Here is a 14196-nt window from a genome sequence, read left to right on the forward strand (position 1 = left end):
CCAATCTCTGGGAGGAGATCATATGCGAAATAATCTCATTGCATCAGTTGCATTTCTGCTTGCGAGCAGCACTGCGGTGCTCGCGCAGAGCGCGACCGACGGCAAGGTCAAGATCGGCATCCTGAACGACCAGTCGGGTGTCTATGCCGATTTCGGCGGCAAGTCCTCCGTCGAAGCCGCCAAGATGGCGGTCGAGGATTTCGGCGGCAAGGTGCTCGACGTTCCAGTCGAGATCGTCGATGCCGATCACCAGAACAAACCGGATATCGCCTCCAACATCGCCCGCCAGTGGTACGACACCGAGCAGGTGGATGCGATCATGGAACTGACGACCTCGTCGGTGGCGCTCGCCGTGCAGGCGATCGGCAAGGAGAAGAAGAAGATCGACATCGTCACCGGTGCGGCGACGACCGATCTCACCGGCAAGGCCTGTTCGCCTTACGGCTTCCATTGGGCCTACGATACCCATGCGCTCGCCGTCGGCACCGGCGGCGCACTCGTCAAGCAGGGCGGCGACAGCTGGTTCTTCCTGACCGCCGACTATGCCTTCGGCTATTCGCTGGAGCAGCAGACCAGCGATTACGTCAAGGCGAGCGGCGGCAAGGTCGTCGGCGCCGTCCGCCATCCGCTGTCGAGCCAAGATTTCTCGTCCTTCCTGCTGCAGGCGCAATCATCCGGCGCCAAGGTGATCGGCCTTGCCAATGCCGGCCTCGACACCGCAAACGCCATCAAGCAGGCGGCCGAATTCGGCATCACCCAGGGCGGCCAGCATCTGGCGGCACTGCTTTTCACGCTTGCCGAAGTCCATGGTCTCGGGCTCGAAGCGGCTCAAGGGTTGACGCTGACGGAAGGTTTTTACTGGAACCGCGACGACGAAAGTCGCGCCTTCGCCAAGAAGTTCTTCGCCCGCACCGGCAAGATGCCGAATATGGTCCACACCGGCACCTATTCGGCAGTGACGCAATATCTGAAGGCGGTGCAGAAGGCCGGCACCGACGAAACGGAAGCCGTCGCCAAGCAGCTGCATGAAATGCCGGTCGATGACGTCTTCGGCCGTGGCGGCACGGTCGGCGCCAATGGCCGCATGATCCACGACATGTACCTGCTGCAGGTCAAGAAGCCTTCCGAGAGCAAGGAGCCGTGGGATTACTTCAACGTGCTCGCCACCATTCCCGGCAAGGAAGCCTATATCGATCCCGCCAAGAGCGGCTGCGATCTGGTGAAGTAAGCACGATGGCGGTTTCCGCAATTGAAACTCAGGAAAAGCCGCGGGTGGTATTGTCCGCCCGCGGCCTGCGCCGCGATTTCGGCGGCTTCACGGCCGTCAAGAACGTCGATCTCGATGTGCATGATGCCAGCGTGCATGCACTGATCGGCCCGAACGGCGCCGGCAAGACGACGGTCTTCAACCTGCTGACCAAGTTCCTGCAGCCGACCTCAGGCACCATCAGCCTGATGGGCGTCGACATCACGAAAACGCCGCCCGACAAGGTGGCGCGCATGGGGCTGGTCCGCTCTTTCCAGATCTCGGCGGTCTTCCCGCATCTGACCGTTCTCGACAATGTGCGCGTGGCGCTGCAGCGGCCGAACAATCTTTCCACACAGTTCTGGCGGCCGCTTTCGGCACTCGACCGGCTGAACGAGCGCGCCGAGCAACTGCTGGACAGCGTTGGGCTTTCCAAGGAGCGCGATCATATCGCCGCCGATCTTTCCTATGGCCGCAAGCGCGTGCTGGAGATCGCCACCACGCTGGCGCTCGAACCGAAGGTGCTGCTGCTCGACGAGCCGATGGCCGGCATGGGGCAGGAGGATGTCGGCGTCGTCTCCTCGATCATCCGCGAGGTCGCCCGCGACCGCGCCGTATTGATGGTCGAGCACAATCTCTCCGTCGTCGCCAATATCTGCCAGCATGTCACCGTGCTGCAGCGCGGCGAGATTCTCGCCGAGGGCGATTATGCGACCGTCAGCCAGGACGAGCGTGTGCGTGTCGCCTATATGGGCACGGAGGAGCATTGATGGCCGCTCTCCTCGAAGTCCAGGGGCTCAATGCCTGGTACGGTGAAAGCCACGTCCTGCACGGCGTCGACATGCGCGTGGCCGAAGGCGAGACGATCACCATTCTCGGCCGCAACGGCGTCGGCAAGACAACGACGCTGCGCACCATCACCGGCATCGTGCGGACCCGCAAGGGCAAGATCAGCTTTGACGGCAGCGACATGATGCAGGTGCCGCTGCATAAGACGGCGCATCGGGGCATCGGCTTCGTGCCGGAGGAGCGCGGCATCTTCTCGACGCTCACCGTTTCGGAAAACCTGCTGCTGCCGCCAGTCGTGGCAGGAGGCGGCATGACGCTCGACGAAATCTACGAGCTTTTCCCCAATCTTCACGAGCGCCGCGCCAGCCCGGGCACCAAACTGTCAGGCGGCGAGCAGCAGATGCTGGCGATCGCCCGAATCCTCCGCACCGGCGTCAGGCTGCTCATTCTCGACGAACCGACGGAAGGGCTTGCCCCCGTGATCGTCCAGCGCATTGGCGAGGTGCTGAAGACGCTGAAGGAGCGCGGCATGACGATCCTGCTCGTCGAGCAGAATTTCCGTTTCGCCAGCCGTATTGCCGATCGCTTCTATCTGATGGATCATGGGCAGATGGTGTCGGAATTCCCGGTCGGTGAACTGCCGCAGCGCATGGATACGCTGCACAAGGTTCTGGGAGTATGACCAGATGACGATGATCTTCGGCATTCCCCTGCAGGCGCTGTTCGGCCAGCTGCTGATCGGCCTGATCAATGGCTCGTTCTATGCGCTGCTCAGCCTCGGCCTCGCCATCATCTTCGGCCTGCTCAGGGTGATCAACTTCGCCCATGGCGCGCAATATATGCTCGGCGCCTTCGTTGCCTACCTGCTGCTGACCTATGCCGGCATCGGCTACTGGCCGTCATTGATCCTGGCGCCGGTTATCGTCGGCCTTGCCGGGGCAATCATCGAGCGGCTGTTCCTGCGCCGGCTCTACGATCTCGATCCGCTCTACGGCCTGCTCTTCACCTTCGGGCTGGCGCTCGCGGTCGAGGGCACCTTCCGTTACCTCTACGGCTCTTCCGGCCAGCCCTATGCGACGCCGGCAGCGCTTGCCGGCGGGGCAAACCTCGGCTTCATGTTCCTGCCGATCTATCGCGGCTGGGTGGTCGTCGTCTCGCTCGTCGTCTGCCTCGGCACATGGCTGCTGATCGAGAAGACCAAGCTCGGTGCCTATCTCAGGGCTGCGACCGAAAACGCCGTGCTGGTGCAGGTCTTCGGTGTCAACGTGCCGGTACTCTTGACGCTCACCTATGCGCTCGGCGCCGGCCTTGCGGCCTTTGCCGGCGTGCTGGCGGCGCCGATCTACCAGGTGTCGCCGCTGATGGGCTCGAACATGATCATCGTCGTCTTCGCCGTCGTCGTCGTCGGCGGCATGGGATCGATCATGGGCGCGATCATCACCGGTTATGTGCTCGGCATTGCCGAGGGCCTGACCAAGGTCTTCTATCCCGAGGCTTCCAACATCGTGATCTTCGTCATCATGGCGATCGTGCTTCTCATCAGGCCCGCGGGCCTCTTCGGACGGGATGCTTGACATGGCTGACATCACCGAAACCATCCAAGTGGAAAAAAGCCGAACCGCCTTTTCGGTGCAGGCGGGTTTTCTGCTGGCGGGGCTGCTGCTCCTGCTGCTGGCGCCGTTTTTCTTCTACCCGATCTTCCTGATGAAGCTGCTCTGCTTCGCGCTTTTTGCCTGTGCCTTCAACCTGCTGCTCGGCTATACCGGCCTGCTGTCCTTCGGCCACGCCACCTTCTTCGGCGGTGCCGCCTATTTCACCGCCTATACGGTGAAGACATGGGGCCTGCCGCCGGAACTCGGCATCCTGATCGGCGTGGCGGGTGCGGCGTTTCTCGGTCTCGTCATGGGCTTCTTCGCCATCCGCCGCCAGGGCATCTATTTCGCGATGATCACGCTGGCGTTGTCGCAGATGTTCTTCTTCTTCTGCCTGCAGGCGGAATTCACCGAAGGCGAGGACGGTATCCAGTCGGTGCCGCGCGGCCATCTCTTCGGCTTCATCGATCTGAACAGTTCGACCAACATGTACTATTTCGTGCTGGCCGTCTTTCTCGTCGGCATCCTGATCATCTGGCGCTTTATCAATTCGCCCTTCGGCATGATTCTGAAATCGATCCGCGAAAACGAGCAGCGGGCAATCTCGCTCGGCTATTCCGTGGCGCGCTATAAGCTCGGTGCCTTCGTCATGTCGGCAGCGCTTGCGGGGCTCGCGGGCGCGGTGAAATCGATCGTCTTCCAGTTCGCGACGCTGACCGATGTCGCCTGGCAGATGTCGGGCGAGGTAATCCTGATGACCCTGCTCGGCGGCATAGGCACGCTGATCGGCCCGCTGTTCGGCGCCGGGTTGGTGGTGGTGCTGGAAAACTACCTCGCCACCTCGGAATTCCCGGTGACGATCATCACCGGCATCGTCTTCATGGTCTGCGTGCTGATCTTCCGCCGCGGCATCATCGGCGAATTCTACGCCTCGCGGCTGGGGCGGAAACTGGGCTTCGTCTATCGCCGCTGAACGTGCGGACCTCTCTCTTTCCGGAAAGAACTGCTCTTTCGCGGGAAAAGAGACGGGCAGCGGCGCTGCGACTCTTCCTCTCCCCGTGCTGCGGGGAGGGGGAAGCGGCAAGCATCTGGAGTTTCATGCAGGGCACATGGATCGTTACGACTATATCATCATCGGGGCAGGCAGCGCCGGCTGCGTGCTCGCCAACCGGCTGTCTGCCGATGGCCGGAGCCGGGTGCTGCTGCTGGAAGCCGGCGGCAGCGACAACTACCACTGGATCCATATTCCGGTCGGTTATCTCTATTGCATCAACAATCCGCGAACCGACTGGTGCTTCACCACGGCGCCGGAAGCGGGGTTGAACGGCCGGGCGCTGAGTTATCCGCGCGGCAAGGTCCTCGGCGGCTGTTCGTCGATCAACGGCATGATCTACATGCGCGGCCAGGCGCGCGATTACGACCTCTGGCGGCAGATGGGCTGCAGCGGCTGGGGCTGGGACGATGTTCTGCCCTTCTTCCGCAAGTCGGAGGATTTTTATCGCGGCGAAGACGAGATGCATGGTGCCGGCGGCGAATGGCGCATCGAGAAGGCGCGTGTGCGCTGGGCCGTGCTCGATGCCTTCCAGCAGGCCGCCAAGGAAGCGGGCATCCCGGAGACTGCGGATTTCAACCGCGGCAGCAACGAGGGCTCCGGCTATTTCGACGTCAACCAACGCTCCGGCATTCGCTGGAACACCTCAAAGGCCTTCCTGCGCCCGGCGATGAGGCGCTCCAACCTGACCGTGCTCACCAAGGCGCAGGTCCGGCGGCTGCTGGTGGAGGAAGGCGCCGTTGCCGGCGTCGAGTTCCAGCATCGTGGCGTGGCGAAGCGCGCCTATGCGGCGAAAGAAACCGTCCTTTCGGCCGGTTCGATCGGCTCGCCGCATATCCTGGAACTGTCAGGCATCGGCAGGGGCGAGGTTCTCAGGCAGGCCGGCGTCGATGTCGTCACCGAGGTCAAGGGTGTCGGCGAGAACCTGCAGGACCATCTGCAGCTGCGTCTGGCCTATAAGGTGACGGGGGTTCCGACGCTGAACGAGAAGGCGACGAAGCTGATCGGCAAGGCGGCGATTGGGCTCGAATATCTCGTCCGCCGCTCCGGGCCGATGGCGATGGCGCCGAGCCAGCTCGGCATCTTCACCCGATCAGGCCCGGACCGGGAGACGCCCGACCTGCAATATCACGTGCAGCCGGTCTCGCTGGAGAAGTTCGGCGATCCCGTCCACCCTTTCCCGGCAATCACGGCGAGCGTCTGCAATTTGAGGCCGGAAAGCCGCGGTTCGGTTCACTTGTCCAGCCCGGATTTTGCCGCCCAGCCGACGATCAGCCCGAAATACCTCTCGACGCAGCGCGATCGTGACATAGCTGTTCGCTCAATACGGTTGACGCGCAAGATCGTCACGCAGCCTTCGTTTGCCCGTTTCAGGCCGGAGGAATTCAAGCCGGGGCCCGCCTACCAGACGGAGGCCGATCTGGAGCGGGCGGCGGGCGAGATCGGCACGACGATCTTCCATCCCGTCGGCACCTGCCGCATGGGTGCCGACAGGGACAGCGTCGTCGATCCCAGGCTGAGATTCCGGGCGCTCACCAAGCTCAGGATTGCCGACGCCTCGGTGATGCCGTCGATCACCTCGGGCAACACCAATTCGCCGACCATCATGATCGCCGAAAAGGCGGCAGTGATGATCCTCGAAGACAATCGATAGGAGGAGAAGACCATGGCAAGGATCGCATTCATCGGCCTCGGCAACATGGGGGGGCCGATGGCGGCCAATCTGGTCAAATCAGGTCACGAGGTCCTCGGCTTCGATCTCGCGGCTTCGGTGCTGAAGGCTGCCGAGGAGAGCGGCGTCAAGCCGGCAAGCCATGCCAGCCAGGCGGTCAAGGAGGCGGAGATCATCATCACCATGCTGCCGCAGGGCAGACATGTGCTGACCGCCTGGACCGATATCCTGCAGTCCGCCGCGCAAGGCACGCTGGTCATCGATTGCTCGACCATCGATGTCGAAAGCAGCCGCAAGGCGCATGAGATGGCCAAGGCCGCAAGCTGCCTGTCGCTCGACGCCCCCGTCTCCGGCGGCACGGGCGGGGCGAGCGCGGGCACGCTGACCTTCATGGCCGGCGGCTCGGAAGAGGCCTTCGCCAAGGCAAAACCAATCCTCGAGGCCATGGGAAAGAAGATCGTCCATTGCGGCGAGGCAGGCGCCGGCCAGGCGGCAAAGATCTGCAACAACATGATATTAGGCATTTCGATGGTGGGTGTCTGCGAGGCCTTCGTGCTCGCAGAAAAGCTTGGCCTCTCGCATCAGGCGCTGTTCGACGTCGCCTCGACCTCGTCTGGCCAGTGCTGGTCGATCAACACCTATTGCCCGGTGCCCGGACCCGTGCCGACCTCGCCGGCGAACAACGAATACAAGCCGGGTTTTGCCGCAGCGCTGATGCTGAAGGATCTCAGGCTTTCACAGGAGGCGGCGCTGACAAGCGGCGCCTCCACCCCGCTCGGCGCGGAAGCAGCACAGCTTTATGCGCTCTTCGAAAAGCAGGGAAATGGCGGAAGGGACTTTTCCGCCATCATCGAGATGTTCCGCGAGAAGGCGTAAGCGGCACTCAGCGCTCCCAATAGGCGCCGATGCTCATCCTCTGGCGGTCGTGGCCGCGCTCGGTCTTCAGGAAGTCGCGAATGCGCTTGGCTTCCGCCCTTTCGCAGCCGGCCCAGACGAAGGTGTCGGCATCGGCTTCAAGCAGCGCATTCTTGATGGTTTTTTCGATCAAGCCCATCGTGCCGGCAGGTTTGCCGTTTCGATACATCCAGGTGACATCGACAATGCCCGCCGAGGGCAAGGACTGTTCTTCCGCGACGCTGTCGATTTCAAGGAAGATCTTGAGCCGCCTTCCCTCGGGGATCTCGGCGGCGATGCGGGAGATGGCGGGCAGCGCCGTCTCGTCACCGGCAAGGATTATCGACGTTGCATCGGGAACTCCGCCGCCGCCCGGCCCGAGGGCGCCGGCTATGTCGCCCGGCTTGGCGTTGATCGCCCATTCGGCGCCGGGCATGTTCTCGCCCTCATGTAGAACGAAATCGATCTCCATCTCGCCCCGTTCCACATCGAGGTTGCGGATCGTATAGATCCGCACGGTCAGTGCGTCCTCGCCGCTCGCCCACTGGATGCGGCCGTCGGTGCGCAACTGCGGCCAGACGGGCGGGCGCCCCTTCGGCGGAATGAGCAGGCGGAAATGCAGACCGCCATCGGCAAAATGCCTGGTGTCGTCGCAGACGACGGTAACCCGGCGCATATGCGGGGTGATATTTGTAGCGCCGATGACGCGGATTTCGCGCAGATCGGGCAGGCGGTCCGCCTTTGGAGCATCGGACCAGTTGAGCTCCAGCGTCTCCTCGCCGGCAAAGTCGAAGAGGTGTTCGGCAAGGATGGCCCGCACATTCTGCAGCGCACGCGCGCTGCGGCAGGAAAGCTCGATCGCGAGTGCCGGGCCGTCTCGACTTATATCGGCCTTTCCGATCATCGTCTCGACTGTGACGGCGTCGCCGTTTCGGGTGACGGTGCCATGCTCGACGAAATGCGTGCAGATCTCGTCGAGCATTCTGCCGGGATCGGCAGTGACTGCGACGCCGGATACTGTAAACCGTTCAGCCATCATTGCTGAACCTCCTTTCGCGAAAGCAGCCAGATGAGATAGGGGCCGCCGATCAGGGCCGCGAAGAGGCCGACCGGCACCTGGTAGGGGTAGATGACGACGCGCGACAGCCAGTCCGCCGCCATCAGCACGCCGGCGCCGAAGAGAAGGCTCGCTGTCAGCTGGTGGCCCGGGGCGCGGAAGCCGGCAAGGCGGGCAAGATGCGGCGCGATGAGACCGGTGAGGCTGAGCGGCCCGACGAGGAAGGAGGCGATCGCCGTCATCAGCGCGGCGAGGATGGCAAGCGCCAGGCGGCTTGCCCCGACATGAAGGCCGGCAGCGCGGCTGGGACCGGCGCCAAGCGGCAGGATCGTCAGCCAACGGCTGAGGAAGGGCAGGGGCGCTGTCAGCACGACGAGCGAGATGATGGCCGTCCAGGCTTCGAAGGCGCCGGCGCGGTTGGTCGAGCCGGAAAGCCAGGTGAGCAGGATATAGCCACGCATATCGCCCTGGGCGAGCACCATCGTCACGATCGCCATGGCGAAGGCGCCGATGCCGACGCCGGCAAGCAGCATGCGTTCCGGCGAGAATTGGGCGCGGGCTGATATGGCGATCATCGCAAGGAAGGCGGCCAGCGCGCCGAGCGCCATGGCAAGCAGCATGATGATGGGCGAGGGGAAGCCGAAGAGAAACAGCGCCACGGTCAGACCCGCACCGGCACCGCTGCTGACGCCCAGGACCTCGGGGCTGGCGATCGGATTGCCGGTGACGCGCTGCATGATGAAGCCCGCTGCCGCCAGCATGGCGCCGGCCCCGGCCGCAACGATCGTTCGCGGCAGTCGGAAGGGCAGGAGATCGGTCAAGAGCGAGCCGGTCGCGATATGCCAGCCGTCCTCGGCAGGGCCGACAGTGAGGACGACGGCAAAGATCAGGGCGAGGGCAGCAAAGAGCGCGCCAAGGGCCAGAAGCGGCTTGGCGAGCCTGTTCAGCGCAGCGGTCGACTGGGCGGCAACGACGGAAACGGAATGCACGCGCGGCAGCAGGCAGAGCAGTAACGGGCCGCCGAGCAGGGCGGTCGCGGCTCCCGTCGGCGCAAGATCGGTGAAGCCGGGGCCAAGGATCTGGGTGAGGCAATCGGTCAGGAACAGCAGGCCGGCGCCCATCAGCGGTGCCGTCAGCATCAGTTTGCCGGTGCTGCGCGCACCGGCAAGCCTTGCGATCGCGGGGGCTGCGAGCCCGACGAAGCCGATCACGCCGACCTCCGATATCGCTGAGGCGGCAAGCCAGACGGCGAGCGCGACGATCGCCAGGCGGGTCGAATGCAGGGCAAGGCCGAGGCTCCTGGCGCCGCTGTCGTCGAGGGCAAGGATGCGGAGCGGCCGCACCAGGAGAAGAGCGGCGGCAAAGCCGAGGAAAAGCCGGGGCCCGAGCGAGAGTGCGCCGTTCCAATCCTGCTGACTGAGCGAACCGGCGCCCCAGATATAGATCGACATGGCATATTCGCCGCGCGAAAGGATCAGCGTGACGCTGAGGGCCGAGGCGATCAGGCTGACGATCAGGCCGGAGAGGGCGACGGTCACCGGATCGAGCCCGCGTCGCCAGCTCAGAGCCAGGACGATGGCGACAGCCACCAAGCCACCTCCAAAGGCGGCCATCTCGCGCGAAAATCCGATGAGCAGGGGCGAGAAGCCCATGGCCGCCGTCATTGCCAGTTCCGCCCCGGAGGCAATGCCGAGCGTGGAAGCATCGGCAATCGGATTGCGCAGGACACGCTGCAGCAATGTGCCGGAAAGGCCGAGTGCCGCGCCGGCGATCAATGCCAGCATGGCGCGGGGCATGATGCTGTTCCAGAGCAACACGCTGTTCAACATGGCTGCATTGGCATCGCCGTGCGGAACCTCAGGACGCGTTACGATGAGGAGTGCGAAGGCCGCAATGCAGAGTACGGGCAGCAATATCGCGAAGACGGGTGCGCCCGCGTTTCGTGCGGGCTTGGCGCGGCTAACCATTCCATGCATGCTGAAGCCCCTCCGACAGAAGATCGGCAAAGCGGGCGGCGGCCGGCAGTGCGCCATAGGGATTGATCGAGCCGAGCATCAGCACGCGTTTCTCGCGCACGGCCGGCAACGCATTCCAGAAGCTGCTGGTCGCGAGCGTGGCGAGCGCATCGGCCGGGTGTGGCGGGATCATCACGATCCAGGCGTCGGGTATCGATGCCAATATCTCGATGCCGACCGGAGCTGCGGCCGAGTAGCTGGTCTGAGCCTGCCAGGCATTGGTGAGGCCGACGCGTTTCAGCACCTCACCGAACATGCTGTCGGAGCCGAAGACGCGGAAATGCCTGGCATCGCCGAGATTGATCGGGATCACCGGCCGCCCGTCGCCGGCGGCAAGGAGGGTCCGGTGGCGGTCGAGCCTGGCTGCAAGCTCTTCGCTCAACTGTCTGGCAGTGGCAAGCTGCAGGCGCTCGCCGATTGCAAGTGTGGCCTGTTCGGCCAGCGCGAAGGGGCTTTGGCCGGGTGTGTAGATCGTATGGCTTTCCACAGGCGCGATCCCGCGCATGCGTTCGTCTGCCCAGGCATAGAAGTTCGAGTTGAAGATCAGGTCCGGCCGTGCAAACCGCAGCACCTCGAAATTCGGCGTGCCGCGCAGACCGAGATCGGCGGTCGTGGCCGGCACCTCAGGCGTGACCGCCACCTCGCGGAATTGCCGCAGTTCGGTCGCCGCAACGACATTCGCGCCGATTGCGAGCAAGGTTTCAAGCAGCGCCCAATCGAGCGTCGCAACGCGCAAGCCCTCCGCCGCCCGCAGATGCGCGGGGGCGGAAAGCAAGGCCGCCGCACCGGCCAGAAACTGCCTGCGGGAGAAAAAAGCCATGGACTACAACAGATAGCTGACCGGCTCGTTTCGAACCGGATGCGGGAAGACGCCCATGCCGACGCCGAAGATCGACTGCAGCGTATCGGCCTGCATGATCTCGGTGGGCGTGCCCTCGGCGGTGATCCGGCCGCGGTTGAGCGCGATGATCGCGTCGCAATAGCGCGCGGCGAGGTTGATATCGTGCAGCACGATGATGACGGTCAGCCCACGTTCATGGCTGAGCTCCTCGACCAGCGAGAGAACGCTGGCCTGATGGGCGAGGTCGAGCGCCGATGTCGGCTCGTCGAGCAGCAGGCAGCGGGCGTCCTGGGCGAGCATCATGGCGATCCAGGCGCGCTGGCGTTCGCCGCCGGACATGCTGGCGACGAGACGATCGGCAAAATCCTCGAGCTCGGTGCGGACGATCGCCTCCTCGACCATGTTGCGATCCGTCGCGGTGAAGCGGCCGAGCGTGCCGTGCCAGGGAAAGCGACCGAGCGCCACAAGTTCCCGCACGCTCATCCCGTCGGTCGCCGGCGTGAATTGCGGCATGTAGGCGACGTGCCGGGCAAAGGCGCGGCTGCCCCAGTCACCCGCCGGCTTACCGTCGAAGGTGATGGCGCCGGATTTCGGCGCGACCTGGCGGGCGATGATCTTCAAAAGCGTGCTCTTGCCGGAACCGTTCGGCCCTACCAGTCCGTAAATGCGGCCGCGCTCAAGCGTCAGGTCGATGCCGGACAGGATGGATTTCGGCCCGATGGCATAATCTATCCGCGAGAGGGCAAGGAAAGGCGAAGGCATGGTCTGCTCCAGGTTCGGCGCTGCAAACGGGTCCGGGAGGGCAGGCCCTCCCTTTCCCCACAGGTTCCTGCAAAACTAAACTAAGATTGTCAACTTACCACTTCCTGCTGAGCTTGAAGGTGACGGTGCGGGCATCGCCGTAACCGCAGACGGTCAGCCCGCCGCAACCCTTGACATATTCCTTGTCGAAGAGGTTCGCGACGTTGAGCGAGGCGCCCCAGTTTTCCTTCTCGTAGCGGATCGCAGCGTCGACGAGCGTGGCGGCCGGCACCTTCTCGGTATTGGCCTCATCGGCCCAGGACCAGCCCTGATGGCGGACGCCGGCGCCAAAGCTCATGCCCTCGAAAGCCCCTGTCGTCAGCGTGTAGTCGACCCAGAGAGAGGCGGTCACCTTCGGGACGATATAGGGTGAATTGCCGACCAGCGCCGGATTGGCGTCGTTCTCCATTACCTCCATGTCGGTATAGGCGAGCGATGCGAGAACCTTCCAGTTCTCGTTGATATTGACCTTGCCTTCGAGTTCGGCGCCGCGCGAAACCACCTCACCGAGCTGGCTTTGGGCGAAGGTCAGGGGATTGGTCACCGTGTTGTTGCGCTTGGTGATGTGGAAGATGGAGGCCGTCAGCGAGCCGTCGATGAAGGCCGGCTCATACTTGATGCCGCCTTCGAACTGCTCACCCTCTTCCGGCTTCAACGCGCCGGAAACACCGGTGCCGACGAGCGGGTTGAAGAAGGTTGCGGCGCTGACATAAGGCGTCAGGCCGTTGTCGAACTCATAGGCAAGGCCGATGCGGCCGCTGAGGGCGCTGTCGTTGGTGCTGTAGGTCGTGCCGATTTCGGCGTTCTGATCGATATCGACATAGTCGTAGCGGCCGTTGAGCGTCAGCAGCCAGCCATCGCCGAAATGGACCCGATCCTGGGCGTAGACACCGATCTGGTTCTTGGTGACGACGCCGTCCGCATAGACGAAATTGGCGCCCTGTGTCGTGCCATAGATGGGATCGGTTGCGCTGATCGAATTGGAGCCGCAGCAGGCCTGCCAGTTTTCGAGGCGGTAATAGGTGTAGTCGAGCCCGACGAGAAGATTATGCGTGGCGCCGCCGATTTCGGTCTCGCCTTCGATCCGATTGTCGATCGAGAAGCTATCGACCCCCGAGCGGCCTTCGAAGCCGATGCGCGCCAGCTGGTAGTCCGGACCTGTCGGCACGCCGCCGACCCAGCCGTTCAGGTAGGGGCCGATCTCATGCTTGTCGAGATGGCCGTAGCGCGCATTCTGTGAGAACTTGATGCCATTGTCGAATTCATGCTCGAATTCGTAACCGATCATCTTCTGCACATAGCTGCCGTTGTCGATGTCGGGCTCGCCATAGAAGGCGTCGCGGTCGATCTTGCCGAAAGGCGCATCCTCGACAGTGCCGACATAGGGGAAGAAGCCGTTGCCGGTATGCACCTGGTCGAGCCCGGCGAGGTAACCCCAAACCGTGAGGCTCGTGCTGTCATCCGGCGAAATGGTCAGCTGCGGCATGGTGAAGCCGCGCAGATCCTCGGAAAAATCCGAATAATTGTCGCCGCCGGCAACCTTGCCGGCGATGCGATAGCTCATCGTTCCGCTGGAGCCGACCTTGTCGGAGACATCGAAGCCGGTGAAGGCGTTGCCGTTGCTGTTGATGCCGATCTCGGTATAAAACAGCGGCTCGTCGAGCGGGCGCTTGCGGACGAGATTGACGATGCCGCCGGGGTTTGCTCCGCCGTAAAGCACGGAGGCCGGACCCTTCAGCACCTCGACGCGCTCCAGCATGAAGGGATCGAGCTGGAAGCCGCCGAAGCCATAGCTGAACAGCGTCAGATTATCGAAAAAGACGCCGGTCTGCGTCGCGTCGAAGCCGCGGATATAGAACCAGTCAGTATCGCCGTCGTTGCCAAAGGGCTGCGACGTGACGCCGGGCGTATAAAGCAGCGCCTCGTCGATCTTGTTGGTAATGCCGCGATCGTCCATTTCACGGGTGCCGATGACGGAGACGGATTGCGGGATTTCGTTGAGCGGGGTGTCGCTCTTCGAGCCGGCGGAGGAGTTCTTGGCGACATAGCCCTTGACCGGGCTGGTGGCGGTGTCGCCGCCGCCCTGGATGACGATCGGCGCAAGCTCAGTCGAATTCGCTTCCTGTGCCGCGGCGGAGCCCGCGATCAGGCCGGCGATCGCCACCCCTGCCAATAGAATTACCTTGAAATTGAGACCCCTGGTCTTCCCGCGCATATGTCCTATACCCCACTCGTGCC

Annotated in this window: 12 protein-coding genes; 7 read left to right on the forward strand and 5 right to left on the reverse strand. The window is 63.4% G+C overall.

Translation table 11 applies throughout. The features are described 5' to 3' along the window. Positions 1-22: 22 nt before the first annotated feature. The 7 genes from A6U98_RS30370 (at position 23) to mmsB (ending at position 7226) form a co-directional block, all read left to right on the forward strand. Complete coding sequence (locus A6U98_RS30370; protein ID WP_064654704.1) at positions 23-1228, forward strand: ABC transporter substrate-binding protein; 1206 nt, start codon at positions 23-25, stop codon at positions 1226-1228. Positions 1229-1233: 5 nt separating this feature from the next. Then, on the forward strand, positions 1234-2016 hold the full coding sequence (locus A6U98_RS30375; protein ID WP_064654706.1) for an ABC transporter ATP-binding protein: 783 nt from the start codon (positions 1234-1236) through the stop codon (positions 2014-2016). Further along, positions 2016-2717 carry an ABC transporter ATP-binding protein gene (locus A6U98_RS30380; RefSeq protein WP_064654708.1) on the forward strand — a complete coding sequence of 234 codons (702 nt, stop codon included), beginning with the start codon at positions 2016-2018 and terminating at the stop codon, positions 2715-2717. Before A6U98_RS30375 ends, A6U98_RS30380 begins: the two co-directional genes overlap by 1 nt. 4 nt (positions 2718-2721) lie before the next feature. Continuing rightward, complete coding sequence (locus A6U98_RS30385; protein WP_003547797.1) at positions 2722-3609, forward strand: branched-chain amino acid ABC transporter permease; 888 nt, start codon at positions 2722-2724, stop codon at positions 3607-3609. 1 nt (position 3610) lies between these two features. Further along, positions 3611-4600: a branched-chain amino acid ABC transporter permease gene (locus A6U98_RS30390; RefSeq protein WP_064654710.1), complete on the forward strand. Its 990-nt coding sequence runs from the start codon at positions 3611-3613 to the stop codon at positions 4598-4600. 136 nt (positions 4601-4736) lie between these two features. Then, positions 4737-6332 (forward strand): GMC family oxidoreductase N-terminal domain-containing protein, encoded by a 1596-nt coding sequence (locus A6U98_RS30395; protein WP_064654712.1) that lies wholly within the window; start codon positions 4737-4739, stop codon positions 6330-6332. Between the two features lie 12 nt (positions 6333-6344). After that, entirely contained in the window at positions 6345-7226 is an 882-nt protein-coding gene (gene mmsB, locus A6U98_RS30400) for a 3-hydroxyisobutyrate dehydrogenase (protein ID WP_064654714.1), read from the forward strand. A gap of 7 nt (positions 7227-7233) precedes the next feature. Here the strand turns inward: mmsB and A6U98_RS30405 are convergent, their stop codons facing one another. From A6U98_RS30405 to A6U98_RS30425, 5 genes are all read right to left on the reverse strand, one after another. After that, on the reverse strand, positions 7234-8283 hold the full coding sequence (locus A6U98_RS30405; RefSeq protein ID WP_064654716.1) for a siderophore-interacting protein: 1050 nt from the start codon (positions 8281-8283) through the stop codon (positions 7234-7236). Further along, a complete protein-coding gene (gene fhuB / locus A6U98_RS30410; protein ID WP_064654717.1) occupies positions 8280-10268 on the reverse strand; it encodes a Fe(3+)-hydroxamate ABC transporter permease FhuB in 1989 nt (662 codons plus the stop codon). The genes A6U98_RS30405 and fhuB overlap by 4 nt, the downstream gene beginning before the upstream one ends. Further along, positions 10261-11136 (reverse strand): ABC transporter substrate-binding protein, encoded by an 876-nt coding sequence (locus A6U98_RS30415; protein ID WP_064654719.1) that lies wholly within the window; start codon positions 11134-11136, stop codon positions 10261-10263. The genes fhuB and A6U98_RS30415 overlap by 8 nt, the downstream gene beginning before the upstream one ends. Before the next feature lie 3 nt (positions 11137-11139). Next, positions 11140-11919, reverse strand: a complete 780-nt coding sequence (locus A6U98_RS30420; protein WP_064654722.1) for an ATP-binding cassette domain-containing protein — start codon at positions 11917-11919, stop codon at positions 11140-11142. Between the two features lie 94 nt (positions 11920-12013). Then, positions 12014-14173: a TonB-dependent siderophore receptor gene (locus tag A6U98_RS30425; RefSeq protein ID WP_064654724.1), complete on the reverse strand. Its 2160-nt coding sequence runs from the start codon at positions 14171-14173 to the stop codon at positions 12014-12016. Positions 14174-14196: the final 23 nt, after the last annotated feature.

This window comes from Rhizobium sp. WYCCWR10014, assembly GCF_001657485.1.
Taxonomy (GTDB): Bacteria; Pseudomonadota; Alphaproteobacteria; order Rhizobiales; family Rhizobiaceae; genus Rhizobium.

Bases quoted from the DNA above. Each gene is read 5' to 3' on its own strand.
- A6U98_RS30370 (WP_064654704.1), top strand. From the start codon at position 23: ATGCGAAATAATCTCATTGCATCAGTTGCATTTCTGCTTGCGAGCAGC.
- A6U98_RS30375 (WP_064654706.1), top strand. From the start codon at position 1,234: ATGGCGGTTTCCGCAATTGAAACTCAGGAAAAGCCGCGGGTGGTATTG.
- A6U98_RS30380 (WP_064654708.1), top strand. From the start codon at position 2,016: ATGGCCGCTCTCCTCGAAGTCCAGGGGCTCAATGCCTGGTACGGTGAA.
- A6U98_RS30385 (WP_003547797.1), top strand. From the start codon at position 2,722: ATGACGATGATCTTCGGCATTCCCCTGCAGGCGCTGTTCGGCCAGCTG.
- A6U98_RS30390 (WP_064654710.1), top strand. From the start codon at position 3,611: ATGGCTGACATCACCGAAACCATCCAAGTGGAAAAAAGCCGAACCGCC.
- A6U98_RS30395 (WP_064654712.1), top strand. From the start codon at position 4,737: ATGGATCGTTACGACTATATCATCATCGGGGCAGGCAGCGCCGGCTGC.
- mmsB (WP_064654714.1), top strand. From the start codon at position 6,345: ATGGCAAGGATCGCATTCATCGGCCTCGGCAACATGGGGGGGCCGATG.
- A6U98_RS30405 (WP_064654716.1), bottom strand. From the start codon at position 8,283: ATGATGGCTGAACGGTTTACAGTATCCGGCGTCGCAGTCACTGCCGAT.
- fhuB (WP_064654717.1), bottom strand. From the start codon at position 10,268: ATGGTTAGCCGCGCCAAGCCCGCACGAAACGCGGGCGCACCCGTCTTC.
- A6U98_RS30415 (WP_064654719.1), bottom strand. From the start codon at position 11,136: ATGGCTTTTTTCTCCCGCAGGCAGTTTCTGGCCGGTGCGGCGGCCTTG.
- A6U98_RS30420 (WP_064654722.1), bottom strand. From the start codon at position 11,919: ATGCCTTCGCCTTTCCTTGCCCTCTCGCGGATAGATTATGCCATCGGG.
- A6U98_RS30425 (WP_064654724.1), bottom strand. From the start codon at position 14,173: ATGCGCGGGAAGACCAGGGGTCTCAATTTCAAGGTAATTCTATTGGCA.